The sequence below is a fragment of the Parvibaculum sedimenti genome (genome assembly GCF_009184905.1).
Lineage (GTDB): Bacteria > Pseudomonadota > Alphaproteobacteria > Parvibaculales > Parvibaculaceae > Parvibaculum > Parvibaculum sedimenti.
On sequence record NZ_WESC01000006.1, the window covers coordinates 103693 to 127752 of the forward strand.

The window sequence follows — 24060 nt, forward strand, 5'->3', positions numbered from 1 at the left end:
GTGCGGCCATGCGGGCCGTTCCTTGCGATGAAGTTTACTTTCAGGGGCGGAGGAAGCGGGCGCGTTACGCCTTCACGGGCTTCTTGTATTCCACGACCTCGCCATTCCTCTCGCAGGAGGTCATCGCAAGTTCGATGAAGAGCGGTACGAGATCGGCGGGCTTCGTCAGCGCACTCGGATCTTCGCCGGGCATGGCCTGCTTGCGCATGGCCGTGCGCGTCGCGCCGGGGCTCAGAAGATTGGCGCGGATGCTGGTGTTCGCGCATTCGGCGGCCCAGGTCTTCACCAGAGCTTCCAGCGCCGCCTTGCTCATCGCATAGCCGCCCCAAAAAGGCTTCGCCTTCTGCGCGGCACCGGAGGTCACGAAGATCGCGCGGCCGGCGTCGGAGCGCTTCAGCAGCGGTTCGAAGGAGCGGATCAGGCGCCAGTTGGCAGTGATGTTCGTGTTGACGATCTTGTCCCAAGCCTTCACTTCGAGATGGCTCACGGGCGTCAGAACGCCGAGGGTGCCGGCATTGCCGACCAGAATGTCGAGCTTGCCCCAGCGCTCGAATATCGTCGCGCCGAGCCGGTCGAGAGCGTCGAAATCGGTGAGGTCGAGCGGGACCAACGTCGCCTTGCCGCCGATCTTGCGGATCTCGTCATCAACTTCCTCGAGCCCGCCGACGGTGCGCGCGACAAGAATGACATGAGCGCCTTCAGCCGCGAAGCCGAGCGCGACGGCGCGGCCAATTCCACGCGATGCGCCGGTGATGACCGCGAGGCGGCCCTGAAGACGTCCAGTCATGATGAGATGGCCTTACGCGATTTCGGAGAGCAGCGACAATTGGTCCGTACGCTGTTCGCCAACCTTGTCGGTGAGGGGCGTCGGATACTCGCCCGTGAAGCAATGGTCGGTGAATTGCGGATATTCTGCGTCGCGGCCTGCATGGCCGAGAGCGCGATAGAGACCGTCCACCGAGATGAAAGCGAGGCTATCGACGCCGATATAGTCGCGCATGCCAGCGAGGTCGTATTTCGCGGCAAGAAGCTGATCGCGCGATGGTGTGTCGATACCATAGAAATCGGGATGGGTGATCGGCGGGCTGGCGATGCGCATATGCACTTCCCTGGCGCCGGCCTCATACATCATCTTCACGATCTTCACCGAGGTCGTGCCGCGGACGATCGAGTCGTCGACGAGGATGATGCGTTTACCTTCCACGATCGCACGGTTCGCATTGTGCTTGAGCTTCACGCCGAGCTGGCGGATGTGCTGCGTCGGCTCGATGAAAGTGCGGCCGACATAGTGATTGCGGATGATGCCGAGCTCGAAGGGAATGCCGGATTCGCGCGCGAAGCCAAGCGCAGCGGGCACACCGGAGTCCGGCACCGGGATCACGACATCCGCTTCGACATTGCTTTCGATCGCGAGCTGGCGGCCGAGTTCCTTGCGGACGTTATAGACGCTGCGTCCGTCCACGATGCTGTCGGGGCGCGCGAAGTAGATATATTCGAAAACGCAGGGGCGCGGACGCTGCGGCGGGAAGGGATGAAGCGACTCGATGCCTTCGCGTGTGCAGACGACGATTTCGCCGGGCTCGATCTCGCGCACGAAGTCAGCGCCGATGATGTCGAGCGCCACCGTTTCGGAGCACAGAATGGGGGCACCGTGGAGGTTGCCGAGAATCAGCGGGCGAATGCCGAGCGGATCGCGCGCGCCGATGAGCTTCTTCGGCGTCAGCGCCACCAGCGCATAGGCGCCTTCGATCTGGCGCAGCGCGTCGACGAAGCGGTCCATCACGCGGGGACTCTGGCTGCGGGCCACCAACTGAAGGATGGTTTCCGTGTCCGAGGTGGACTGGAAGATCGCGCCCGCGCGGACGAGCTCGTTGCGCAGCGTGATCGCGTTGGTGAGGTTGCCGTTGTGGCCGATGGCGAAGCCGCCGCCCCAAAGATCGGCGAAGAGCGGCTGCACGTTGCGCAGGATGGTTTCGCCGGTCGTCGAGTAGCGCACATGGCCGATGGCAATGTCGCCCTTCAGCCGCTCCATGACGGTGCCGCTGGAGAAATGGTCGCCGACAAGACCCAGGCGGCGCTCCGAATGGAAATGCTCGCCGTCATAGCTGACGATGCCTGCTGCTTCCTGACCGCGATGCTGAAGCGCGTGGAGGCCGAGAGCCGTCAGCGCGGCGGCGTCGGGGTGCCCGAAAACGCCGAACACGCCGCACTCCTCGCGCAGCGTGTCCCCATGAAGTTCATCTTCTGTGATGCCGCCTTGCATTCGGGCGTCCATGTCCTGGTCTTTGGTCGACCCGCCGGATCGGGCCGCATTCGGAAAAGGGAGAGACAATTGTTGGTACATCCGATGCGCTCCCAAAGGGGTATGCGTTACTCAGTACTCTCGAACAGCCTGTCGAGACCCCTCCGTTCGGAGGTGTTATAGCCGTCGTCCTTGCCCGTGTCAGCGGCAGAATTCGAGGGCGATGCGGACGGCGCATTTGCCGCGGAAGGGCGCGGCTCGGCGGCCGGTTGCCGCTGTGCTCCGTTCGCACGGGCGGGCTGGTTCGGCGTCTCAAATAGCGGCTCACGGCGTGTGCCGGACGGCGCCAGAGTGAAAAGGGTAGCGGCGGATTGTTCGACCATGGGCCGCAGGCGGGCGTTCCTGATCCAGTCTGGCTGATCGGCGGGATTGGGTACCAGCCATGCAAAAAATAGGTATGCCACGGTGACAATCAAGAGGCCCCGGGCGAGACCGAAGACGAAGCCCAGCGTCCTGTCGAGGCTTTCGGCCTGATCGTGCAGCGCCAGCAGGTGATCGGCCCAGCGCACCGTGAAGGCCGCCACCAGCACATATCCGACGATGAAGATGCCAATGGCTGCGGCGACCGCAGCCAACCAGTCCGGCGAGATCACGGAGCGAAGGAGGGGGGTCACATAGGGGAAAAGCCAGAGCGCCGCCAATGCCCCGACGACCCAGGCGAGGATCGACAGCACCTCGTTCGTGAAGCCGCGAAGCATCGCGAGCACGCTCGAGATCAGAAGAACACCAATTACGATGCCGTCGAAAAGCGTCACTCAAACCCTCCCTGAGACAGACAGCTTATCATACATCGCCCTTCCGGCGCTCGCGCGGCCGCTTCGCTTCGCCCGCGGCGAGGTGGGCGACGAGGCCCGCGAGGTCGGAAATTTCGGTCAGAGCGAGGCCTGTCGAAGGCCGCTGCCGCGCGGTCGAGGCGGGCAGGATGGCGCGGCGGAAGCCCAGTTTCTCGGCTTCCTTGAGCCGCGCTTCCATCTGGCTGACGGGGCGGATCGCACCCGAGAGACTGATTTCCCCGAATATGACGCAGTCGGAAGGAAGTGCGTTGCCCGTGATCGAGGAGACCAGCGCCCCCGCGACGGCGAGGTCGGCCGCGGGCTCGTTGATTCGCAGTCCACCGGCGACGTTCAGATAGACGTCCTGGCCTGCCAGCGTCAGGCCGCAGCGCGCGTCGAGCACGGCAAGAACCATGGAGAGGCGGCCCGAGTCCCAGCCCACCACGGCGCGGCGCGGCGTGCCGAGCGAGCTTTGCGCAACCAACGCCTGAATCTCGACGAGGACGGGGCGCGTTCCCTCGATCCCGGCGAAGACCGCCGAGCCGCTGGTCTCGCCGTCGCGTTCGCCGAGGAAGAGGGCGGAGGGATTCGGCACTTCCTGAAGGCCGAGCTCGCCCATCTCGAAGACGCCGATCTCGTTCGCCGGGCCGAAGCGGTTCTTCACCGCGCGAAGAATGCGGAACTGATGGCCGCGTTCGCCTTCGAAGTAGAGTACGCAATCGACCATATGTTCGACGACGCGGGGGCCTGCGATCTGCCCGTCCTTGGTGACATGGCCGACCAGAATGACCGCCGTGTTGTAGCGCTTCGCGAAGCGGACGAGATCCTGCGCGGTGGCGCGCACCTGGCTCACGGTGCCGGGTGCGGATTCGAGCACGTCGGTCCACATGGTCTGGATCGAGTCGATGACGACGGCGGCAGGCGCCTTGCCACCTTCGAGCGTCGACACGATGTCCTTGAGATTCGTTTCCGCGCCGAGCTTCACAGGGCTCTCTGCAAGGCCCAGACGGCGCGCGCGCATGCGGACCTGAGCGATCGCCTCTTCGCCGGAGATATAGACAACGTCTGCGCCCCGGGTTCCGAGCGCCGCCATGGCTTGCAGAAGAAGCGTCGACTTGCCGATGCCGGGGTCGCCGCCGACCAGCAGCACCGAGCCCGGAACGAGACCGCCGCCGCACACGCGGTCGAATTCGGCAACGCCGGTGACGAGGCGCGGCGGGTCGGCCGTTTCGCCCGCCATCGAGACGAGTTCGATGTGTCGCCCCTTCTTGCCGCCGCTTTTTGCGGGCCCGCCCGCGACGCCGGAGCTTTCGGCGACTTCCTCGACGATCGTGTTCCACTCGCCGCAGGATTCGCACCGCCCCGCCCAGCGCGGAGTAACCGCGCCGCAGGACTGGCAGACGAAGTTGCGCGAGGCGCGGGCCATCAGGGTTTCAACACGTCCATCTTGATGGGGCCGGTGGCGCGGCCATGGATGAACTGATCCACATAGTCGTTGCCGCTGGAATCGATCTCCGAGCGCGGACCGGCCCAGATGATGCGGCCCTTGTAGATCATGGCGATCTCGTCGGCGATCTTGCGCGCGCTCGCCATGTCGTGCGTGATCGAAAGCGCAGTCGCGCCGAGATCCTTCACGCTGTCGATGATGAGATCGTTGATGACGTCGGCCATGATCGGGTCGAGGCCGGTGGTCGGCTCATCGAAGAAGATGATTTCGGGATCGGCGGCAATGGCGCGAGCAAGGCCCACGCGTTTCTGCATGCCGCCCGAAAGCTCCGCAGGGTAGAGTTCGCCCACTTCCGGGCCGAGGCCGACCTTGGCGAGCTTTGCAATGGCGACGTCCTTCGCCTCCTTGCGCTTCATCTTGCGTCCCTGGATCAGGCCGAAGGCGACGTTCTGCCAGACGGGAAGACTGTCGAAGAGGGCGGCGCCCTGAAAGAGCATGCCGAATTTGCGTAGCGTCTGCTCGCGTTCGCTCGTCGACATCTTCAGAACATTTTCTCCGTCGACGAAGATTTCACCTTTTTCGGGGCGCAGGATGCCCAGCACACATTTGAGCATGACGGACTTGCCGGTACCCGAACCGCCGATGACGACGAGCGATTTTCCCTTCGGCACGACAAGGCTCAGATTGTCGAGCACCACCTTGGAGCCGAAACGCTTGGTGACGTTCCTCAGTTCGATCTTGGGCGTGTCAGTCATTCTGAGGTCTCACTTCGCGAAGAGGAGCGACGTCATCACATAATTCGACGCCAGAATGAGGATCGACGCCGTGACGACGGCATTCGTCGTCGCGCGGCCCACGCCTTGCGCGCCGCCCTTCGAGTTGAAGCCCTGGAAGCAGCCCATTAGCGCAATGACGAAACCGAAGACGCCTGCCTTGATGAGGCCCGAGGTTACGTCGTCGGCCTTCAGGAAGTTGACCGTGTTCTGCACGTAGACGCCCGGATTGAACGAGAGGCTCGCCGTCGAGATGATGAAGCCGCCCATCACGCCCAGAATGTCCGCGATGAAGACGAGGAGCGGCAGGGTGATGACGGCGGCGACGATGCGCGGCGTGACGAGATATTTATAAGGATTGGTCGAGAGCGTGGTCAGCGCGTCGATCTGCTCGGTCACTTTCATGGTGCCGAGCTCTGCCGCGATGGCCGCCGAGACGCGGCCCGCGACCATGAGACCCGCCATGACTGGCCCGAGTTCACGCGTGATGCCGAGCGCGACGATGGTGGCGACGATGCTTTCGGAATTGATCGTGCTGCCGCCATAGTAGATCTGGAGCGCCAGCGCGCCGCCGGTGAAGAAGGCGGTCAGCGCGACGACGGGAAGCGAGAAGTAGCCGATCCTCATCATCTGCTGGCCGAGCAGGCGCCAGAAGAAGGGCGGCCTGAAGATGTGGCTGATGCTGGCCCATGTGAAGACCGCGAGGTGGCCAATCTCGGCAAGCAGCGCCAGCACGACCCGGCCGATAATTGCGAAAAAATTCAAGGCTGCTCCCCGCGAGTGGGTGGCCGGCATGCTAAGGCACATCGGCCGAATTTATGATTCTGGGACCGTAAGATGGCCGCCAGTGTAGAGCCGCTTGGCGCGATCGCCCAAGCGCGTCAGCACCTCATAGCCGATTGTGCCCGCCCGGTCAGCGACTTCGTCGAGGGTTACATGAGGCCCGATGAGTTCGGCAAAGTCGCCGCGCTTCACCGCGCCCTCGGGTACGCCGGTCAGGTCGACGGTCAGGAGGTCCATGGAGACCCGGCCCGCAAGGGGGGCGTAGTGCCCGCCCACATATACCCGCCCGCTGGCCGCGAGGCTGCGGAAATATCCATCTGCGTAGCCGGTAGCGAGGGTGGCGAGCCGGCGCGGGCCCCTGGCCTCCCAGGTCGCGCCATAGCCTGCGGTGATGCCCGGGGGCACGTCGCGGATTTGCAGCACCCTTGTTTCCAGCCGAACGGCGGGACGGAAGGGGCTCGGTCCGGGCCCCGACGTGCCGCCATAGAGGCCGTAGCCGCTGCGGATCAGGTCGAAGCAATAGTCGGGACCGAGCAATGCGCCGCCCGAATTGGCGAAGCTCGCAGGCCTTGAGGCGAAGGCGTCGCGGATCGGCTTGAAGCGGGCGAGCTGGATGGCATTGAGCGGGTGCTCCGGCTCGTCCGAACAGGCGAGGTGGCTCATGACGAGCGTGACGTCGATTCCGGCGATGAGCGCGGGTTCCGCGGTGAGACGGGCTGCTTCAACCTCGTCGAAGCCGAGACGGCTCATTCCCGTGTCGAAGTGAAGGGCGGCGGGGAGCGCCATACCGGCATGGCTCGCGACCTTTCTCCACTCCTCGACTTCCGCGAGGCTGCCGAGGCATGGCCGCAGCCCATGGCCGCGATAAAGGGCGGCTGCGCCGGGCGTCAGCCCATTCGTCACATAGATGGTGGCGCCGGGAAGCGCCACGCGCAGCGCGATGCCCTCATCTGTGTCGGTGACGAAGAAGGTGGTGCAGCCCGCACAGGCGAGTGTTTCCGCCACCGGCGCAAGGCCCAGCCCATAGGCATCCGCCTTGACCACGCCAGCCACATCAGCCCCCCCGCCGATCGAGCGTAAGTGCCGGTAGTTCGCGGCAATGGCATCGAGGTCGACGGTAAGGATCGTGGAGGCGGATGCCGGATCGAAACCGGCGGCCGCTTCATCGCGGAAGAATTCGGGCAGGCTCAAGACATACGGTCCGGCAGATGGTCTTCGGCAATGAGATCCCCGAAGCGCGTCACATTGGCCTCGAACTGTAGTTTAACGGTGCCAGTCGGTCCATGGCGCTGCTTACCGATGATGACTTCGGCGAGCGCATGGACCTGGTTCATTTCTTCCTGCCAGGCGAGATACTCGGGTGTGCCTTCGCGCGGCTCGCGGCGCTGAACATAATACTCCTCGCGGAACACGAACATCACCACGTCGGCGTCCTGCTCGATCGAGCCCGATTCACGCAAGTCCGAAAGCTGGGGCCGCTTGTCGTCGCGCGCTTCGACCTGACGCGAAAGCTGCGAGAGCGCGATGATGGGCACGTTGAGTTCCTTGGCGAGCGCCTTGAGGCCGGTCGTGATCTGAGTCACTTCCTGCACGCGGTTTTCGCCCGACTTGCCGGAACCGGCAAGAAGCTGAAGGTAGTCGATGACGAGAAGGCCGAGGCCACGCTGACGCTTCAGACGACGGGCGCGGGCCGCGACGGTCGCAATGGTAAGGCCGCCTGTATCGTCGATATAGAGCGGGATGCTCTGCAATTCGCGCGAGGCCTCGACCAGCGCATGAAATTCCTCTTCCTGGATGCGGCCGCGGCGAATGCTTTCCGACGGTACGCCCGATTGCTCGGCGAGAAGTCGCGTCGCGAGCTGCTCGGAGGACATTTCGAGCGAGAAGAAGCCGACGATGGCACCGTCCTTCACATCGACTGTGCCGTCGGCGTGATGCTCGGCCTTGTAGGCCTTGGCCGCATTGAAGGCGATGTTGGTGGCCAGCGCCGTCTTGCCCATCGATGGGCGGCCGGCAAGGACGATGAGGTCGGACGGTTGCAAGCCGCCCATCATCTTGTCGAGATCGCGCAAGCCCGTCGAAATGCCCGACAGTCCACCGTCGCGCTCATAGGCGGCGGCGGCCATGTCGATCGCGCCCTTGAGCGCCTCGTGGAAACCTCTGAAGCCGCCTTCGTATTTGCCCTGCTCGGCGAGCTGATAAAGAGCCTGTTCCGCCTCGAGGATCTGCTGCGCGGGCGTGTCGTCGATCGGTGCGTCATAGGCGCGATTGTGAATGCTGCCGCCGACCTGGATGAGCTCGCGGCGGATCGCGAGTTCATAGATAGTGCGGCCATACTCTTCCACGTTGATGATGGTCGTCGCTGCGCCCGCGAGCCGCGCCAGATATTGTGGCCCGCCGATTTCGGCCAGGGCCTCGTCGCGCTCGAAGAAGTTCTTCAGCGTCACCGGAGAGGCGAGGTGGCCCGCCGTGATGAGCTTCGCGGCAGCTTCATAGATGCGGCCATGCAGCGCGTCGAAGAAATGCCCCGCCTCAAGGAATGTCGAAAGCCTGTCATAGGCTTCGTTGTTGACGAGGATGGCGCCAAGCAGCGCCTGCTCCGCCTCGATGTTGTGCGGCGGGACGCGGTAGCCCTGAGTGCCGTCATCGTCGGGTACGCTGGCGAAAGCTTGCGATGTGTTTTCCATGGTCTCGTTTTACGCGAAGCACAACGTGGGTGAAGTACCGAATGCGGCGGTACGGCGGCCGTCCCCACCAAACTTTTCCACAGGCATTGATAACTCGACGCGACATCTCCAAGGCATTGCCTGGAAAGGGATATTCGTGCCGGAAAGCCTGTGGACGAAAGAACTATAAACCGAGTCGCTTAGGTGCGGGCATTGTTCCTTGGCTGCAACAATTCATTGTCATTCGCGCCGTAGTCAGCACGTTGAGCCTGAGCCTAGAGTTCTCTTCGCAGCGCGTCGGAAAGGCGCATTAATTGTGGAGAACAAGATGGATTCCCTGACCAGGTTGGCCGCGCCTCTCGGCCGTCTGCTGTTGAGCCTTATCTTCATCATCGCCGGTATCGGCAAGGCCACGTCGGCGACGGCCACGATCGGCTACATCGCCTCGAAGGGCATCCCTCTGCCTGAGGTCTCTTATGTGCTGACCCTGATCGTGGAACTGGGCGGCGGCGCCCTGATCCTGATCGGCTATCAGACGCGGATTGTCGCCTTCCTCTTGGCAGGCTTCTGCATCGTCACCGGCCTCATCTTCCACAATGACTTCGCCGATCAGACGATGTTCATCATGTTCATGAAGAACCTTGCCATGGCGGGCGGTTTCCTGCAGCTCGTCGCCCATGGCGCAGGTGCATACAGCATCGACAATCGCGGCAAGGCCTGATCGCAGACTGGCGCGGGCGATCAGTCGCCCGCGCGTAGGCGCCGCTCGAGGGGGGCGATGGAGAGATCGCGCTCACGCTCGCCCATGTAATCGCGGGTGAGGGGCAGTGCGTCGATCTTCTTCGTCAGTTGAAGCTGGAAGTTGACCATGCCCTCGTGGCGGAACGAGGTTTCCGATCCCGCGAGATAAAACTCCCACATGCGGCAGAAGCGCTCGTCATAGATCTTTGCCGCGATGTCGCGCTTCGCCATGAAGCGGCGGCGCCATTCCTTCAGCGTCTCGGCATAGTGGAGCCGCAGCACTTCGAGATCGGTCATGAAGAGGCCGGTTTTTTCGACGGCCGCCGCCATTTCGCTCAGGGCGGGAATATAGCCGCCGGGGAAGATATATTTAGCGATCCATGGATTGGTTGCTCCGGGCGGATCAAGCCGCCCGATCGTGTGGATGAGCGCGACGCCATCCTCGTTAAGCAGATTTTTTACGCCGTTGAAATATTCGCCGTAGTGGCCGACGCCGACATGCTCGAACATTCCAACGGAGACGATCCTGTCGAACTTGTCGGTGAGCGTTCTGTAGTCCTGCAGGTGAAACTGGACGCGATCGGCAAGGCCGCGTTCCACCGCGCGCTGGCTCGCGATCTTGTGCTGTTCGCGGCTCAATGTGACGCCGGTGACGAGCGCGCCTGTTTCCTCCGCCAGCGTCAGCGCGAGTCCGCCCCAGCCACATCCGATATCGAGCAGTTTCATGCCAGGCTCTATCTGGAGTTTCGCCGCGATATGGCGCTTTTTGGCGAGTTGCGCCTCTTCGAGGCTCATTGAGGGATTGGCGTAATAGGCGCAGGAATATTGTTTGTCGGCGTCGAGGAAGAGATCGTAGATGCCGCCGTCGAGATCGTAGTGATGAGCGACGTTCTCTTGCGCCTTGCCGATGGGGTTGTGCTGGTCGATGCGCCGCTTCATGCGTCTGAGGGCGGCATAGGCCTTGAAGGCCCGGCTCGGATAGCTGGTGCCGAGATTGCCGAGTATGAGGTCGAGAAGTTCGTAGATGGTGGCCGGCTGGTCGATGGTAAGCGCACCGTCCATATAGGCTTCGCCGAGCTTGAGATAGGGATTGGTGGCAAGGGCGACATGCAAGCCCTTGTCTCGCAGGCGTATGGTCAGCAGGCGGCCCGTGCCGTCGCCATATGTCCTGACTTTGCCGTCATGGTCGATCAGGCGGAGAGAGCCACGCTTGACGACCTGTTTCAGAAGCACACCGAACAGCATACAACCTCCGTTACCAGAGTTGACGCGAGATCGGTTCCCGTCAGTACGCGACCGATCCAGGTTCGTACGATTTGCCTTGCTCGGCTATGAAAAGTTAAACCCAGATTAGAATCAATAAAAAAATGCGTGCCGCTCTCACCTCTAGAGCGGTATCGCGACGCCTCCGGCTGAATGGCGGATGAGATAGACGATCACGAGGAGCACCGCGAGGAGCGTCGTCCAGACGATCAGGCTGACAAGGGTGGATTGTTTCGCGCCCCGCCGTTCGTACCAGGTCCGGGGCCTTATGCCTCTGATGAGAAAAACGATCTGGGCGGTTAGATTGATGCAAACGATGTTGATGGCAAGCAGGGTTCCGGCGCTGAGCGCCATGTCGACCCGCCAGGTGCCCAGCATGTAGCCAAGGGCGACGGCCGGGGGCATAAGCGCGACCGCGACCATGACGCCGACTACCGCGCTTGATACGCTGGTGGTCAGCGAGATCGCGCCGGCAGCTCCCGCTGCAAGTGCGAGGATGATGCTGTCATAACCGATCTGTGTACGGGCTATCAGTTCTGGGCCTGAAAATCTTTCGGGCAACAAGTAGCCGGCAAAGGCTGCGGCGGCGATGGCAAGGCCGAGACCGAGAGCATTGGTCAGCGCGGCGCGGATGATGAGCTCACGGTCGCCGAGTGCGCTGCCGAAGGCGAGCGCCTCATTGGGGCCAAGCAGCGGTGCGATGACCATGGCCGCAATGACCACGGCGACATTGTTGTTGAAGAGGCCGATGGCGGCGACGACCGTCGAGAGGAGCACCAGAAGGACGAAAGTCGCATCGGCCCGCGCCCCGCGCGAGACTTCCACATAAAGCTGTTCTCGCAGCGTGGCGGTGGCGGTTCTGCGGGCATCCTCCTGCGGTTCGGGGTCGGGGATGATGGCATCGACCGGCAGGATGATAAGGCGCCAGCCGGCTTCCGCACCCAGTGCGCCCTGCAACTGATCCACGAGTTCCTGTTGCTTGTCGGAGTGCGCCAGAATGCGGACAGACTGGATACCCGTTTCGTCGGGCGTGGCGATTCGGCAATCCAGCGCGTTGAACTGGCGCGCGATCGCCTCCAGCGTGTCGGCGTGTCCTGATTTGGCGACAACCTCAATCAGACGTATGGGCACGCAGATCCCCTTCCTGAAACCGTGGTGGCATTGGATCCCGACACACAGGTTGCCAACGCAGAGGCCGCTCGGCCAACAAAAAACGCCGCCCCGAAGGGCGGCGTTTCGTGTCTCTTTCGGTCTGGACCGGAGAGGATCAGGCTTCTTCAGCTTCCGTCTCGTCTTCGGCGGGGGCCGCTTCTTCGGATTCGAAGAATTCGGCTTCGTCGATCTCGTCCTCTTCCTCGGTCCGGCGGGTGAGGTCTTCACCGGCGGCCTGGCGCTTGGCCTCTTCCTCGGAGCGGGCGACGTTGATCGAAATCGTCGCGGACACTTCGGGGTGGAGGACGACGCGCACCTGATGGAGGCCGATCGTCTTGATCGGATGCTCGAGCGCGATCTGGTTGCGGTTGGTCGAGAAACCGCCCGCGGTCGCCGCATCGGCGATATCGCGGCCGTTGACCGAACCGTAGAGGTGACCGGTTTCGCCAGCCTGACGGAGGACGACGAAGGTCTGGCCGTCGAGCCTGGTCTTGACCTGCTCGGCTTCCGACTTGAGTTCGAGATTGCGGGCTTCGAGCTGCGCACGCTGCGCCTCGAAACGCACAAGGTTCTCTTTGGTGGCGCGGAGCGCCTTCTTGCGAGGCAGCAGGAAGTTACGGGCAAAGCCGTCCTTCACTTTAACCACATCGCCCATTTGACCGAGCTTTTCGACCCGTTCCAGAAGTACGACTTGCATGTCTGTCTCCTTTTCCGGGCTCAGCCGATGACGTAGGGCAGGAGGGCGAGGAAACGCGCGCGCTTGATGGCACGGGCGAGCTCACGCTGCTTCTTGGCGGAGACCGCCGTGATGCGGCTCGGGACGATCTTGCCGCGCTCCGAAACGTAGCGCTGCAGGAGCTTCACGTCCTTGTGGTCGATCTTCGGAGCGTTGGCGCCGGAGAACGGGCAGGTCTTGCGGCGGCGGAAGAAGGGCCGGCGCGCGGGGGCTGCTGAGGTGCTCATTATTCTTCAATCCCTTCCGAAGCGGCTTCTTCACGATCGCGCGAGAAACGGGGACGGTCGCCACGGTCGCCGCCACGGGGACGGTCGCCACGGTCGAAGCGGTCGCCACGGCCACCGCCGCCGCGCTCGTCGCGGCTGCCACGGCTCTGGAGCATGGCCGACTGGCCGGTTTCATGCTCTTCGACGCGGGTGGTCATGAAGCGCAGAACGTCTTCGTTGATGCCCTGCTGGCGTTCCATTTCGGCGACGGCGGCAGCCGGCGCGTCGATGTTGAGGAGGGCGTAGTGGCCCTTGCGGTTCTTCTTCACCTTGTAGGCAAGGTTACGCAGACCCCAGTATTCGGTCTTCGCGACGGAACCGCCGTTTTCCTTGAGGATGTTCGAGAACTGCTCGACGAGCGCCTCGACCTGTTGCTGCGTCACGTCCTGACGCGCAATGAAAATATGCTCGTAAAGAGCCATTGAGCCTTTTCCCATATGTATCCGGCCCCGGCGCAAAGCCCCCTTTGAGCCCCAAAAGGCTCGAAAGGACCACCAAAGAAGCGGAGACACCGGAGCCCGGGATTTCTCCCTGCCGCGCCCTTCAAGGGACACGGTGCGCCGTTCAGCCTCCAGCCGAGACCTTCAGAAGCGGCGCAATATAAGGAAAGCGGGGTTGAAAGCAAGCGGAGATGGGCTTGCGCGCCCTAGCTACGGCATTCAGGCGGCAGGTAAAGCGAAAGCGGCGCCTTGGGGTATTTGAAGGTGCCCGCGAGGATGAAGCCATGCGAGGCGGCATAGGCGACCATCCGGTGCTCGAATTCCCGATTACCATAATATCCGGTTAGAAGGCCGGTCGCCGGGCCGAGATAGCGAGTCACGTCGGAATATTTGCGGAATTCGGGCTTTTTTGCCTGAAGCACGCCGTCGATCCTGAACAGGAATTCGCCCGCCGCGCTTCCCGGCGAAAGGGGCACCCCGCTTCCGAGGGCCGGAACCGCGCTGGCACTCAGGATTTCGGTGACGCATCCGGGGTGCTTGCCAAGTGAATCGCCGAGGAGCCGCGAAATGCTCTCCTGGGCGCGCATGACGAGGACGGGAGGGTAGTTGTCCGCCCCCTGTCGGCCAAGGCCCCGAAGATCATGGGCGGAGGACAGGCCGATCAGAATGAGCGAGCCCACCATCATTGTGGTTCTGAATGTGGACGAGCGATCCGCGATCATCGCGGCGGCGGGAACCGAAAGGACGATGAGCACGAGGGCGGGGGTGCTCCAGTATTGCAGGAAATAGATCATCGGCAGGACCGCCGCGATCACGGCAGCGACAAAGATGATGGCTACTTTCGCGATGTTGAGTTTTTCTCGCGCCGAAAGCGGGAACGCCGGCCAATCGAACTCCCGCCAGTCCCTCCGTGCAAGGATAAAGGCCGCAGCAACCAGCGCCAGAAGCGGAATGGCGAATATTGCAAAATCAAGGCAGCCATCCATTACCGATATCACCGAACCGAAGAAAGTGAGGCCACGGAACTGGTTGGTGAGGAGATGGAATTCGAAATTCAGAAACAGAAAATCCGACCTGTCGATCACGAGATAGTAGACGCATGGCAGAATCCCGACGGCGCAACCGGCCAAATAATGAACTGTCAGCGGGCGCCGTCGCCGATCGATAAGGAACAGCAGAGCGACTGCGCCCGCGAGTACCAGGAAGCTTATCTTGCCAGAGGCGGCCAGCCCCATGAGCAGTCCGGTCAACGCTCCCCAGGTCGGCCTTTCCGGTTTGGCGATGTGCAGATAACAGGCAAGAGCGAAGAGGAAGAGAGGAAGAGAGGAAGCGCATAATTGGCCGCTTCGGACATGTTCGCGAAAATGTGGGCATTCAGCAGAATCAGGGTGGCGGCGGTCCACGGCACATAGGGCCTTGGAAATAGTCGGTACGCTGTTTTTGCGCTGATCGCCGTCACCCCCAACACCAGCAAAACAGAAGCGAGTTTCGCGGCCAGGTAGAGGTAGGCCGGACCGACGAGCAACTTCAGAAGCGCGTAAATGAAAATGCTCAGAGGTGTCTGGACAAAGGGAATTTCCCGATAGAGCGCCAGATGCGGGAAGAGCGAAGCCGCCGGGATATACATGTGATCGTCGTGGCTGTATGTCCCGAACGCCTTGATCGAGCGGATGATGGCATAGAGGCAGGCGGCGTAGGGAAGGACGAGCGCGGCGGCGTTTTCGACGGCATGAAGCGGCTGGGTCCGTGTATCGAGGCTTGCGCTATGCGTTGCCGCGTTGGCCGGTATGACGGGATTGTGTCCGCTCAAAACATCCCCTTCCGCCTCTTGCTCGCCTGGACTTCAGCACCGGCCGAATGAATCAGGCAAGCGCGCGGGAGACGAGAATGTTCCGGTCTGAGAAAGGCCTGCCTGCCTTCGCGTCGGGGTCGTCGGGGCCTCGTTGTCTTGACACCCCTCTTTGAGCCTGTATCTCTGTGGACCAGCCGGGCCGCGAGCAGTCCGGGTTTTGCTGGATATGCAGGGAGCGTCGATGAGCAGGGCTTTCACCTTTCCGGGGCAGGGATCGCAGGCGGTCGGCATGGGCCGGGAGCTGGGAGAGGCTTTCGCCTCGGCCCGCGAGGTTTTCGAGGAGGTCGACGAGGCCCTCGGCCAAAAGCTTTCCAAGCTGATGTGGGAAGGCCCGCAGGAAGACCTGACGCTGACCGAAAACGCCCAGCCGGCGATTATGGCGGTGAGCCTCGCGGTCGTGCGTACCCTTGAAAAGGAAGGCAGCTTCAAGCTTGCCGACAAGGCCGCTTTCGTAGCGGGGCATTCGCTCGGCGAATATTCCGCGCTTGCCGCAGCCGGCAGCTTCACCATTGCCGATACGGCGCGCCTTCTGAAGCGCCGCGGCCAGGCCATGCAGCGTGCGGTGCCCGTCGGCGTCGGCGCGATGGCCGTTCTGCTCGGTCTTGATTTCGATGCGGCGTCGGATGTCGCCAAGGAAGCGGCGCAGGGGGAGGTCTGCGAAGCGGCGAACGACAATGGCGGTGGTCAGGTCGTGGTCTCGGGCCACAAGGCGGCGGTCGAGCGCGCCATCGAGATCGCCAAAACGAAGGGCGCGAAGCGCAGCATGGCGCTGCCGGTGAGTGCGCCGTTCCATTGCGCGCTGATGCAGCCCGCCGCGGCTGAAATGGCCGAGGCGCTGGCAGAAGTCGAGATCAAGACGCCCTCCGTTCCGCTCGTTGCCAATGTCACCGCCTCGCGCGTCGCGGACCCCGCGACCATTCGCGACTTGCTGGTCAAGCAGGTGACCGGCATGGTTCGCTGGCGCGAAAGCGTTCTCTATATGGAATCGCAGGGCGTCTCGCGTTACGTCGAAGTCGGCGCCGGCAAGGCGCTTGCGGGCATGATCAAGCGCATCGCGCAGGAGCCCGAGACCGTTTCGGTCGGTACGCCCGCCGACGTCGAAGCCTTTCTGAAAACAATCTGATCCGGGGAGCCCCTATGTTCGACCTCACAGGTAAAAACGCGCTGGTCACCGGCGCTTCAGGCGGCATCGGCTCAGACATCGCCCGCGCCCTTCACAAGCAGGGCGCGACGGTCGCTCTCTCCGGCACGCGCAAGGACGCGCTCGATGCGCTGGCCGCCGAGCTTGGGGCCCGCACCCATGTGCTCCCCTGCAATCTTTCGGACAGCGCCGCTGTCGACGCGCTGCCGAAGCAGGCGGAAGAGGCCATGGGCTCGCTCGACATTCTGGTCAACAATGCAGGCCTCACGCGGGACAATCTCTTCATGCGGATGAAGGACGAGGAGTGGGACGAGGTTATCCGCGTCAACCTCACGGCAGCTTTCCGTCTGTCGCGGGCGAGCCTGCGCGGCATGATGAAACGCCGTTTCGGCCGCATCATCGGAATCACTTCAGTCGTCGGCGTCACCGGCAATCCGGGGCAGGGCAATTACGCCGCCTCGAAGGCCGGCATGATTGGCATGACGAAGGCGCTGGCGCAGGAAGTGGCGAGCCGCAATATCACGGCGAACTGCATCGCGCCGGGCTTCATACGCAGCGCCATGACGGACGCTTTGAACGACGATCAGAAGGCCAAGATCCTGGGAACGATTCCCGCCGGGCGGCTCGGCGAAGGGGCCGAGATTGCCGCCGCGGCGGTCTATCTGGCCAGCGACGAAGCGGCCTATGTGACCGGTCAGACCATCCATGTCAATGGCGGCATGGCGATGATCTGATCTTTTTCGCGGCGAAAAGGTAAACGAAATCAGTGTGATAGTTGCCTATGGCAGTAGGGTGCCTTTGCTGGCACCATGCTGAAAAGTGTGTTACCTAGGCACCTCGATTTGGCTTGCGATCTAGCCTTGAAATGGGCCAGAAGAGGTGCAGTCTTTCCGCCGAATTCAATCGCGTTGTTTCCCTGAAGCCTGAGGCAATGGGGACGGGGCGTGAAGCCGGTCAAAACAGGGAATCTGAGGACTTAAAATGAGTGATATCGCGGAACGCTTGAAGAAGATCGTGGTCGAGCACCTCGGCGTCGACGCCGACAAGGTGACTGAGAACGCGAGCTTCATCGATGATCTCGGCGCCGACAGCCTCGACAATGTCGAGCTGGTCATGGCGTTCGAAGAAGAATTTGGCGTCGAGATTCCGGACGATGCGGCCGAGAAGATCCTGACCGTCAAAGACGCGATCGAGTTCGTCAAGGCGAACGCGAAGTCCTGACTTCGGTCTTGTGGAGCGCGGGGCTATCGGTCCCGCGCTCTGCAGCGTCTTCGGATCCGGCGCGCCGGTCAGGTCTCGCCGGCTCTTCTTCGATTATCAAGTAGGGCAGCCCCGCGCTCGATCGCTGCGGGCGATGGGGAGTAGGGACCGATATGAGACGGGTCGTCATTACCGGACTTGGCATGGTTTCGCCGCTTGGCTGCGGCGTCGACGTAACCTGGAAGCGTATTCTCGATGGCCAGTCAGCGGCCCGCCGGATCGAGAATTTCGACGTCTCCGACCTGCCTTGCAAAATTGCGATGCCTGTCCCCCGCGAGGGCGAGGGTGCGTTCATCTCCGACGACTGGATGGACCACAAGGAATCGAAGCGCGTCGACGATTTCATCGTCTTCGCTGTCGCCGCCGCCACGCAGGCGCTGGATGACGCGAACTGGCACCCCAAGACCGACGAAGAACAGTGGCGCTCGGGCACGATGATCGGTTCGGGCATTGGCGGTCTTCAGGGCATTGCCGAGACGGCGCTCATTCTTCAGGAAAAGGGCCCGCGCCGCGTGAGCCCCTTCTTCATCACCGGACGCCTCATCAATCTCGCCTCCGGCTATGTCTCCATTCAGCATGGGCTCAAGGGGCCGAACCATGCGGTCGTGACAGCCTGCTCGACCGGCGCGCATGCGATCGGCGATGCGGCGCGTTTGATCGCGCTCGACGATGCTGACGTCATGGTCGCGGGCGGTGCTGAATCTGCCATCAGCCGAATCGGCATCGCCGGCTTCGCCGCCTGCCGAGCGCTATCCACCAGCTTCAATGATGAGCCCACGCGTGCCTCGCGTCCCTATGACAAGGACCGCGACGGCTTCGTCATGGGCGAGGGCGCCGGCGTCGTCGTGCTCGAAGAATACGAGCATGCGAAGGCCCGTGGCGCGAAGATCTATGCAGAAGTTGTCGGCTACGGCCTTTCGGGCGATGCGTACCACATCACCGCGCCGCCGGAAGATGGCAATGGTGGTTTCCGCTCCATGCAGGCCGCGCTGAAGCGTGCCGGCATCTCGGCTTCCGATCTCGACTATGTGAACGCGCATGGCACGTCCACCATGGCCGACACGATCGAACTCGGTGCCGTGACGCGCCTTCTCGGCAATGCGGTGAACAAGGTTTCGATGTCCTCGACGAAGTCGTCGATCGGCCATCTGCTCGGTGCCGCGGGTGCCGTCGAAGCGATCTTCTGCACACTCGCCATTCGTGACGGGATCTTGCCGCCGACGCTTAATCTCGACAATCCGGATGTCGAGACGGAACTCGACCTGGTGCCGCACAAGGCGCGCCGGAAGGAAGTCAATTACGCTCTTTCGAATTCCTTCGGGTTCGGCGGAACCAATGCGTCGCTGGTCCTGAAGAAGGTTGATTGATTGTCCGACGGGGCAGACACCGGAGAGGCAGGCGAGCCTGGCACCGAAGCGCGACCAGGCCTCGTCCGCCGCTTCCTTCTCGGCCTGATCGTCGTTCTCCCGATGAGCGCCGCCCTTATTGCGGGTGGCGCTTTCCTTTATGGCAAATGGCGTTTCAATGCCCCCGGGCCTGCCGCGGCGCCGACTGTCGTCTGGCTCGCGCCGGGGCATGGGCTTTCCTCCATTGCCGAACGTCTGCGCGAGGCGCATGTGCTCGACGAGACCGGCATTTTCCGGCTGGCCGTTGAGCTCAATCGTGCTGCGGGTGCGCTCAAGGCGGGCGAATATGAAATTCCCGCCCATGCGAGCATGGCCGACATCGTCCGTATCCTGAGGGAAGGCAAGTCGATCGTTCACCGGATCACGGTACCCGAGGGTTTGACGAGCCAGGAGGCGATGGAGATCGTAAGAGCAGACCCCGTGCTTACGGGCGACATGCCACCGGTTCCCGCCGAAGGTTCGCTTCTGCCGGAGACCTACAATTTCTCACGCGGCACGACGCGAGCGCAGATCGTCCAGCGTATGCAGAAGTCGGCATCCGCGCTCATCAACGAAGCATGGCCGCACCGCACTGCGAACCTTCCCTACAAGACGCAGAGGGAGGCGATCATTCTCGCTTCCATCGTCGAGAAGGAAACCGGGCTCGCCGCCGAACGTCCAAAGGTTGCGGCTGTCTTCGTCAACCGGCTGCGCAAGCCCATGCGCCTCCAGTCAGATCCGACGATCATTTACGGCATCACGGGCGGCAAGGGCCCGCTTGGACGGCCGATCCGCCAGAGCGAACTCGACCGCGTAACGCCCTACAACACCTATCAGGTGGACGGATTGCCGCCGACGCCGATCTGCAATCCAGGCCGCGCCTCGATCGAGGCGGTGCTGAATCCGCCCGAGACCAACGACCTCTATTTCGTCGCCGATGGAACGGGCGGGCATGCGTTTGCGAGTTCGCTGGCCGATCATGGCCGCAACGTCGCTCGCTGGCGACAGGTCGAGAAAAAGGCCGTGCAGGTGCCCGTCAAGGCAGCCGAGGAAAGGACAGCCGGGACCAAGCCGGTAATCCCCCTCAAGGCGCCAGCGCGCCATGTTGGCGGCTGAGTCGGTCCGCGCCCCGTGCGCTGCTATAGTTGAAAACGTTTCACAGTGATTCCAGGAAGGCCCGCAATATGCCGTTGACCAGCATGACAGGCTTCGCCCGCGCCGATGGCGAGAGTGGCACCGAGGCCGGCCTTGTGCGCTGGCATTGGGAGCTTCGCAGCGTAAACGGCAAGGGGCTCGACGTGCGCTTCCGCTTGCCGTCCGGCTTCGAGGGCGTGGAAGCGCGCTTGCGCGAAGAGCTGGCGCGGCATTTGAAGCGCGGCAATGTGCAGGCGACGCTGACCGTTGATCGTGTGCGTGGCGCCGCGCCGCTTCGCGTTAATCAGGATGCACTCGACGCGGTGCTGGCGGCGCTTGCGTCGCTTCAGCAGCGCATCGAGGTGATGCCGCCGCGGCCGGAAGGCATTCTCGCGCTCAAGGGCGTTCTCGAAACATGCGAGACCGAGGAGGACGAGGAAGGCCATGCTGCGCTCGAAAAGCTCGTGCTTGTGTCCTTCTCCGAAGCTGCCGCTTCGCTTGCCCGTGCGCGGGGCGAGGAAGGACGAAAGCTCGAACGCATTCTGAGCGACCAGGTGGATGAGATCGAAAGGCTGACGCGGCAGGCGGCGGCGTCGCCCGCCACCGGGATCGAGGTGATCCGTACACGGCTCAAGGCGCAGGTGGCCGAGCTTCTCGGCGCATCGCCCGCGCTTTCCGAGGAAAGGCTCGCGCAGGAAGCCGCGCTGCTCGCTACAAAGGCCGATGTACGCGAAGAGATCGACCGTCTCATCGCGCATGTGGCGCAGGCGCGCGAGCTTTTCGCGGGCGGTGAACCTGCGGGCCGAAGGCTCGACTTCCTGACGCAGGAATTCAACCGCGAGGCGAATACGCTTTGTTCCAAGGCCGCCGATGTTAGCCTCACGCGTATCGGACTCGAACTCAAGGCCGTGATCGATCAGTTGCGCGAGCAGATCCAGAATGTCGAATAAGGAACTCGTGGGCCGCAGGGGCCTGATGCTGGCTTTGTCTTCGCCGTCCGGTGCGGGCAAGACGACGTTGTCGCGCAAGCTTCTCGAAAGCGATCCGCAGATCACCATGTCGGTTTCCGCAACGACACGGAAGCCACGCCCCGGCGAGGTCGAGGGCAGGGACTATTATTTTGTCAGCACCGAGGATTTCGGGCTGATGCGCAATCGCGGTGAATTTCTCGAAAGCGCCAAGGTCTTCGACAACTACTACGGCACACCGCGCGCGCCGGTCGAGAACGCGCTTTCGCTGGGGCATGACGTTCTTTTCGACATCGACTGGCAGGGTGTGCAGCAGCTCGACGAGGTCGCGCACGAAGACCTCGTGAAGGTCTTCGTGTTGCCGCCATCGGTTCAGGATCTGGAGCGGCGCCTCAACGTGCGCGCGCAGGATTCCGCCGAAGTCGTCGCGGCTCGCATGGCGAAAGCGTCGGACGAAATCAGCCATTATCAGGAATACGACTACATCATCATCAATGACGATGTGGAGCGGGCCTTTGGCGAATTGCACTCGATCCTTCAGGCCGAGCGCCTGCGCCGCCGGCGCTTGACCGGCCTGTCGGACTTCGTGAAGCGGCTGCGCGATACGCTGTAACGCTTTACATGCAGCCGCCCATCATCGGCAGCACATCGTCAGCCTTCTTGCGCTGATCGGCGGATAGCGCCTTATAGAGCGCTTCGGTCGCCGGCTTTAGCGCTTCGAGCGCGGCGAGCCTCGACTTCATCGCATTGATATGAAGATCGAAGAACTGCATCGGCGAATTGTCGCCTTTCTGGAATGCCTCGGCCATCTGCTTGTGCATGCTGGCCATGACTTGCGCATTCGTCGTCAACGCGTCTGCATACTCCTGCCACACAGCTTCCTGTTCCTTGGTGATCTTGAGCTCGGCCTTGAGGAAGGCGATGCGGCCTTCGACATAAGTGTCAAAGTCGCCGCCCGCTGCGCCATAGCCCATCATGCCGCAGCCGCCGCCCATCATTCCGGCACCCCAACCGCCACCCATCATGCCTTGGCCGTAACCACGTCCGCCGCCATAGCCCATCATGCCCTGGCCCCAGCCGCCGCCCCGCATTCCGCCGCCCCAGCCTTGACCCATCATCGTGGACCCGCTGCCGGGCTGTGGCGCCGGTGCTTCCTGTGCCATTGCGACAGATGTGCCGGAGAGCGCGAGCAGCCCGATGAGTGCGCATGTTCGGAGATTCATGGTGGCCTCCTCTGTTGAATGAGAGCGCCAGGCTATGCGCATCCGCCCCTGGTTACATTGAGGCCGATCAATATTCGTGTGAATGGATTTCGGCTTGCCTGTCCGCGTACCGTTATATGCACTCCATGGCGGGAAGCAGCGCGTCGGCCTTTTTCTTCTGTTCGTCGGAAAGCGCCTTGTAAAGCGCGATGGTCGCCGGTCTGAGTGCCTCAAGCGCGGGAAGCCTCGAACTCATCGCGTCGATATGCAGATCATGAACCGTCATGCTCGATCGATCGTTCTGCTCGAAGGTGCCGATCATCTGCTTGCGCATGCTGGCCATAACCTCGGAAGTAGCGCGCAACGCATTGGCGTAGTCATTCCAGACTGGCTCCTGAGCATCCGTGATCTTCAGACCGGATTTGAGCAAGGCAATGCGACTGTCGCCATAATTGGCGCTGTCCGCAGCTGACGCGCCGTAGGTCGTCGTGTCGCAGCCCCCCATCATCATGCCCGAATCCGGGCTGGAGCCCATTGTCGCAGAGGTTCTGACCTGCTGCGGCGACGGCGTTTCCTGGGCTATGGCGACAGATGCGCCGGGGAGCGCAAGCAATCCAATGAACACGAACGCACGGAGACTCATGTTGGCCTCCTTTTTTGGAGCGCACGCAACTTTGTGTTGGCTTGCCGGAGGTCGCATTGAGGCCGATCAATGCCCGTGTGAGCGGGCGTCAGCGCAACGGCATACGGGCAAACCTTGCGACGTGCTTTCCGATGCGCTTGCCCAGCCGTTCCAGGCCCTTGCCCTTGCGGGAATAGCCGGGCTGGTCGGCAATGAGAGTGTCATTCAGCGCGTGGCGTTCGATGGTCGTTTGCGGCGTGGAAAGGGCCTCAACGATCAGGTTGACATAGTGAGAGGCGGTGAATTGCTCCGGGATTCTGTTGTCCGGAAAGACAGGCGCGGTGACGAGCCGCTCCATCGCTTCGCGGCTGTCGCTCACCTTGATGACGTGATCGGCGAGATCGTCGAAGCTCTGGAAATCACGCGCGAAGATGAAGGCGTCGGAATTGAAGTCGGTCTTCGCTTCAGAGGCGCCCCAATAGATCGGGATGGAACGGGCGACGATCGGGTCGATCAGCTTCTCGGCGACATAGCCAGGCGAGAGCGCATTCTCGAAAGCGATGGTGAATTGATATTCGCTCACCGCCTTGAACTTGTCGACGCAAGGGTCACCGACATTGTTCAGTACACGTCCGCAACTATCGACACGGCGGCGTTTGCCGAGGAGGTCGAAGAATTCGGTACGGAAGGATGTGCGGTTCGAATAAATGAAGTTGCAGAACTTTTCGCGCGGCTCGAACCGTCGTTCCGCGAGCAGATGTGAAGGAGAGTAGGGCGAGGTGTCATCCCACCAATTGATTCCTGCGGACCATACGGGGCATCGCACCCAGCGTTTGCCCCAAAGCGATTCCGGCAGCGAGCCGAAATGCAGATCGTAGATCATGCGGGAAGGTTCAAAAACCTCGCCGCTGAACCAGACACGCAGCGCGCGCTCCCGGCCTCTTGTGGGCACGAGTTCCTTGCCGAAGACGCTGAAGAATTGCAGGTCGCGGCCGCACAAGTCGAATCGGAGGTTGAACCGCCGCATCAATTCGCGCGTCAGAAAGAAAGTCTTCGGATCGAAGCCGGGCCAGAAATTGTGGAAGCTGACGGAGAGTTCCGGGCGAGAGGTCATTGACGGGCCTCTTCTGGCGGCGAGGGGTGGCCGGGCGCGA

26 protein-coding genes are annotated in these 24060 nt (G+C 62.4%); 8 read left to right on the forward strand and 18 right to left on the reverse strand.

The annotated features are described in order from the left end of the window. Nucleotides 1-64 precede the first annotated feature (64 nt). The 8 genes from F2P47_RS07980 to F2P47_RS08015 all read right to left on the reverse strand — a co-directional run bounded on the left by F2P47_RS07980 (nt 65) and on the right by F2P47_RS08015 (nt 8765). A complete protein-coding gene (locus F2P47_RS07980) occupies nt 65-787 on the reverse strand; it encodes an SDR family NAD(P)-dependent oxidoreductase (RefSeq protein WP_152215823.1) in 723 nt (240 codons plus the stop codon). Between the two features lie 12 nt (nt 788-799). After that, nucleotides 800-2263, reverse strand: coding sequence for an amidophosphoribosyltransferase (gene purF / locus F2P47_RS07985; protein WP_246176801.1), 1464 nt, complete (start codon nt 2261-2263; stop codon nt 800-802). Nucleotides 2264-2370: 107 nt separating this feature from the next. Continuing rightward, nucleotides 2371-3057: a CvpA family protein gene (locus tag F2P47_RS07990; protein WP_152215825.1), complete on the reverse strand. Its 687-nt coding sequence runs from the start codon at nt 3055-3057 to the stop codon at nt 2371-2373. 28 nt (nt 3058-3085) lie between these two features. Beyond that, nucleotides 3086-4501: a DNA repair protein RadA gene (radA, locus tag F2P47_RS07995; protein ID WP_152215826.1), complete on the reverse strand. Its 1416-nt coding sequence runs from the start codon at nt 4499-4501 to the stop codon at nt 3086-3088. Further along, nucleotides 4501-5277: an ABC transporter ATP-binding protein gene (locus F2P47_RS08000; RefSeq protein WP_152215827.1), complete on the reverse strand. Its 777-nt coding sequence runs from the start codon at nt 5275-5277 to the stop codon at nt 4501-4503. Before F2P47_RS08000 ends, radA begins: the two co-directional genes overlap by 1 nt. Before the next feature lie 9 nt (nt 5278-5286). After that, nucleotides 5287-6060 carry an MlaE family ABC transporter permease gene (locus F2P47_RS08005; protein ID WP_152215828.1) on the reverse strand — a complete coding sequence of 258 codons (774 nt, stop codon included), beginning with the start codon at nt 6058-6060 and terminating at the stop codon, nt 5287-5289. A 51-nt stretch (nt 6061-6111) separates the two neighbouring features. Then, complete coding sequence (alr, locus tag F2P47_RS08010; RefSeq protein WP_246176802.1) at nt 6112-7269, reverse strand: alanine racemase; 1158 nt, start codon at nt 7267-7269, stop codon at nt 6112-6114. Beyond that, a complete protein-coding gene (locus F2P47_RS08015) occupies nt 7266-8765 on the reverse strand; it encodes a replicative DNA helicase (RefSeq protein ID WP_152215829.1) in 1500 nt (499 codons plus the stop codon). Before F2P47_RS08015 ends, alr begins: the two co-directional genes overlap by 4 nt. A 307-nt stretch (nt 8766-9072) precedes the next feature. On the opposite strand from F2P47_RS08015, the gene F2P47_RS08020 reads away from it, so the two are divergent. Continuing rightward, the gene (locus tag F2P47_RS08020) at nt 9073-9465 is read left to right on the forward strand and encodes a DoxX family protein (protein ID WP_152215830.1); all 393 of its coding nucleotides are present in this window, start codon (nt 9073-9075) and stop codon (nt 9463-9465) included. 20 nt (nt 9466-9485) lie between these two features. On the opposite strand, the gene F2P47_RS08025 is transcribed toward F2P47_RS08020, so the two are convergent. The 7 genes from F2P47_RS08025 to F2P47_RS08055 all read right to left on the reverse strand — a co-directional run bounded on the left by F2P47_RS08025 (nt 9486) and on the right by F2P47_RS08055 (nt 15152). Next, nucleotides 9486-10730, reverse strand: coding sequence for a cyclopropane fatty acid synthase (locus tag F2P47_RS08025; RefSeq protein WP_152215831.1), 1245 nt, complete (start codon nt 10728-10730; stop codon nt 9486-9488). Between the two features lie 141 nt (nt 10731-10871). Continuing rightward, nucleotides 10872-11879 carry a TIGR00341 family protein gene (locus F2P47_RS08030; RefSeq protein WP_185681010.1) on the reverse strand — a complete coding sequence of 336 codons (1008 nt, stop codon included), beginning with the start codon at nt 11877-11879 and terminating at the stop codon, nt 10872-10874. A 136-nt stretch (nt 11880-12015) separates the two neighbouring features. After that, nucleotides 12016-12597, reverse strand: coding sequence for a 50S ribosomal protein L9 (rplI, locus tag F2P47_RS08035; RefSeq protein ID WP_152215833.1), 582 nt, complete (start codon nt 12595-12597; stop codon nt 12016-12018). Nucleotides 12598-12617: 20 nt separating this feature from the next. Further along, entirely contained in the window at nt 12618-12863 is a 246-nt protein-coding gene (rpsR, locus tag F2P47_RS08040; protein ID WP_152215834.1) for a 30S ribosomal protein S18, read from the reverse strand. Next, entirely contained in the window at nt 12863-13324 is a 462-nt protein-coding gene (gene rpsF, locus F2P47_RS08045) for a 30S ribosomal protein S6 (RefSeq protein WP_152215835.1), read from the reverse strand. The genes rpsR and rpsF overlap by 1 nt, the downstream gene beginning before the upstream one ends. Before the next feature lie 224 nt (nt 13325-13548). Further along, nucleotides 13549-14592, reverse strand: a complete 1044-nt coding sequence (locus tag F2P47_RS08050; protein WP_152215836.1) for a hypothetical protein — start codon at nt 14590-14592, stop codon at nt 13549-13551. Continuing rightward, entirely contained in the window at nt 14589-15152 is a 564-nt protein-coding gene (locus tag F2P47_RS08055) for a hypothetical protein (RefSeq protein ID WP_152215837.1), read from the reverse strand. Before F2P47_RS08055 ends, F2P47_RS08050 begins: the two co-directional genes overlap by 4 nt. Nucleotides 15153-15375: 223 nt before the next feature. Here F2P47_RS08055 and fabD point away from each other — a divergent pair, with 223 nt between their 5' ends. The 7 genes from fabD to gmk all read left to right on the forward strand — a co-directional run bounded on the left by fabD (nt 15376) and on the right by gmk (nt 21695). Continuing rightward, entirely contained in the window at nt 15376-16317 is a 942-nt protein-coding gene (fabD, locus tag F2P47_RS08060; RefSeq protein ID WP_152215838.1) for an ACP S-malonyltransferase, read from the forward strand. A gap of 14 nt (nt 16318-16331) precedes the next feature. Further along, nucleotides 16332-17069: a 3-oxoacyl-[acyl-carrier-protein] reductase gene (gene fabG / locus F2P47_RS08065; RefSeq protein WP_152215839.1), complete on the forward strand. Its 738-nt coding sequence runs from the start codon at nt 16332-16334 to the stop codon at nt 17067-17069. Between the two features lie 247 nt (nt 17070-17316). Next, nucleotides 17317-17556: an acyl carrier protein gene (locus tag F2P47_RS08070; RefSeq protein WP_012112293.1), complete on the forward strand. Its 240-nt coding sequence runs from the start codon at nt 17317-17319 to the stop codon at nt 17554-17556. Nucleotides 17557-17708: 152 nt separating this feature from the next. Next, entirely contained in the window at nt 17709-18962 is a 1254-nt protein-coding gene (fabF, locus tag F2P47_RS08075; protein WP_152215840.1) for a beta-ketoacyl-ACP synthase II, read from the forward strand. Next, nucleotides 18963-20096: an endolytic transglycosylase MltG gene (gene mltG / locus F2P47_RS08080; protein WP_152215841.1), complete on the forward strand. Its 1134-nt coding sequence runs from the start codon at nt 18963-18965 to the stop codon at nt 20094-20096. Nucleotides 20097-20164: 68 nt separating this feature from the next. Continuing rightward, a complete protein-coding gene (locus F2P47_RS08085; protein WP_152215842.1) occupies nt 20165-21064 on the forward strand; it encodes a YicC/YloC family endoribonuclease in 900 nt (299 codons plus the stop codon). Then, the gene (gene gmk / locus F2P47_RS08090) at nt 21054-21695 is read left to right on the forward strand and encodes a guanylate kinase (protein WP_152215843.1); all 642 of its coding nucleotides are present in this window, start codon (nt 21054-21056) and stop codon (nt 21693-21695) included. Before F2P47_RS08085 ends, gmk begins: the two co-directional genes overlap by 11 nt. 4 nt (nt 21696-21699) lie before the next feature. Here gmk and F2P47_RS08095 read toward each other — a convergent pair whose 3' ends face one another. The 3 genes from F2P47_RS08095 to F2P47_RS08105 all read right to left on the reverse strand — a co-directional run bounded on the left by F2P47_RS08095 (nt 21700) and on the right by F2P47_RS08105 (nt 24020). Beyond that, complete coding sequence (locus F2P47_RS08095) at nt 21700-22305, reverse strand: Spy/CpxP family protein refolding chaperone (protein ID WP_152215844.1); 606 nt, start codon at nt 22303-22305, stop codon at nt 21700-21702. 112 nt (nt 22306-22417) lie between these two features. Continuing rightward, entirely contained in the window at nt 22418-22927 is a 510-nt protein-coding gene (locus F2P47_RS08100; protein ID WP_185681011.1) for a Spy/CpxP family protein refolding chaperone, read from the reverse strand. Between the two features lie 88 nt (nt 22928-23015). Further along, nucleotides 23016-24020, reverse strand: a complete 1005-nt coding sequence (locus F2P47_RS08105; RefSeq protein WP_152215846.1) for a glycosyltransferase family 10 domain-containing protein — start codon at nt 24018-24020, stop codon at nt 23016-23018. Between the last annotated feature and the right edge of the window lie 40 nt (nt 24021-24060).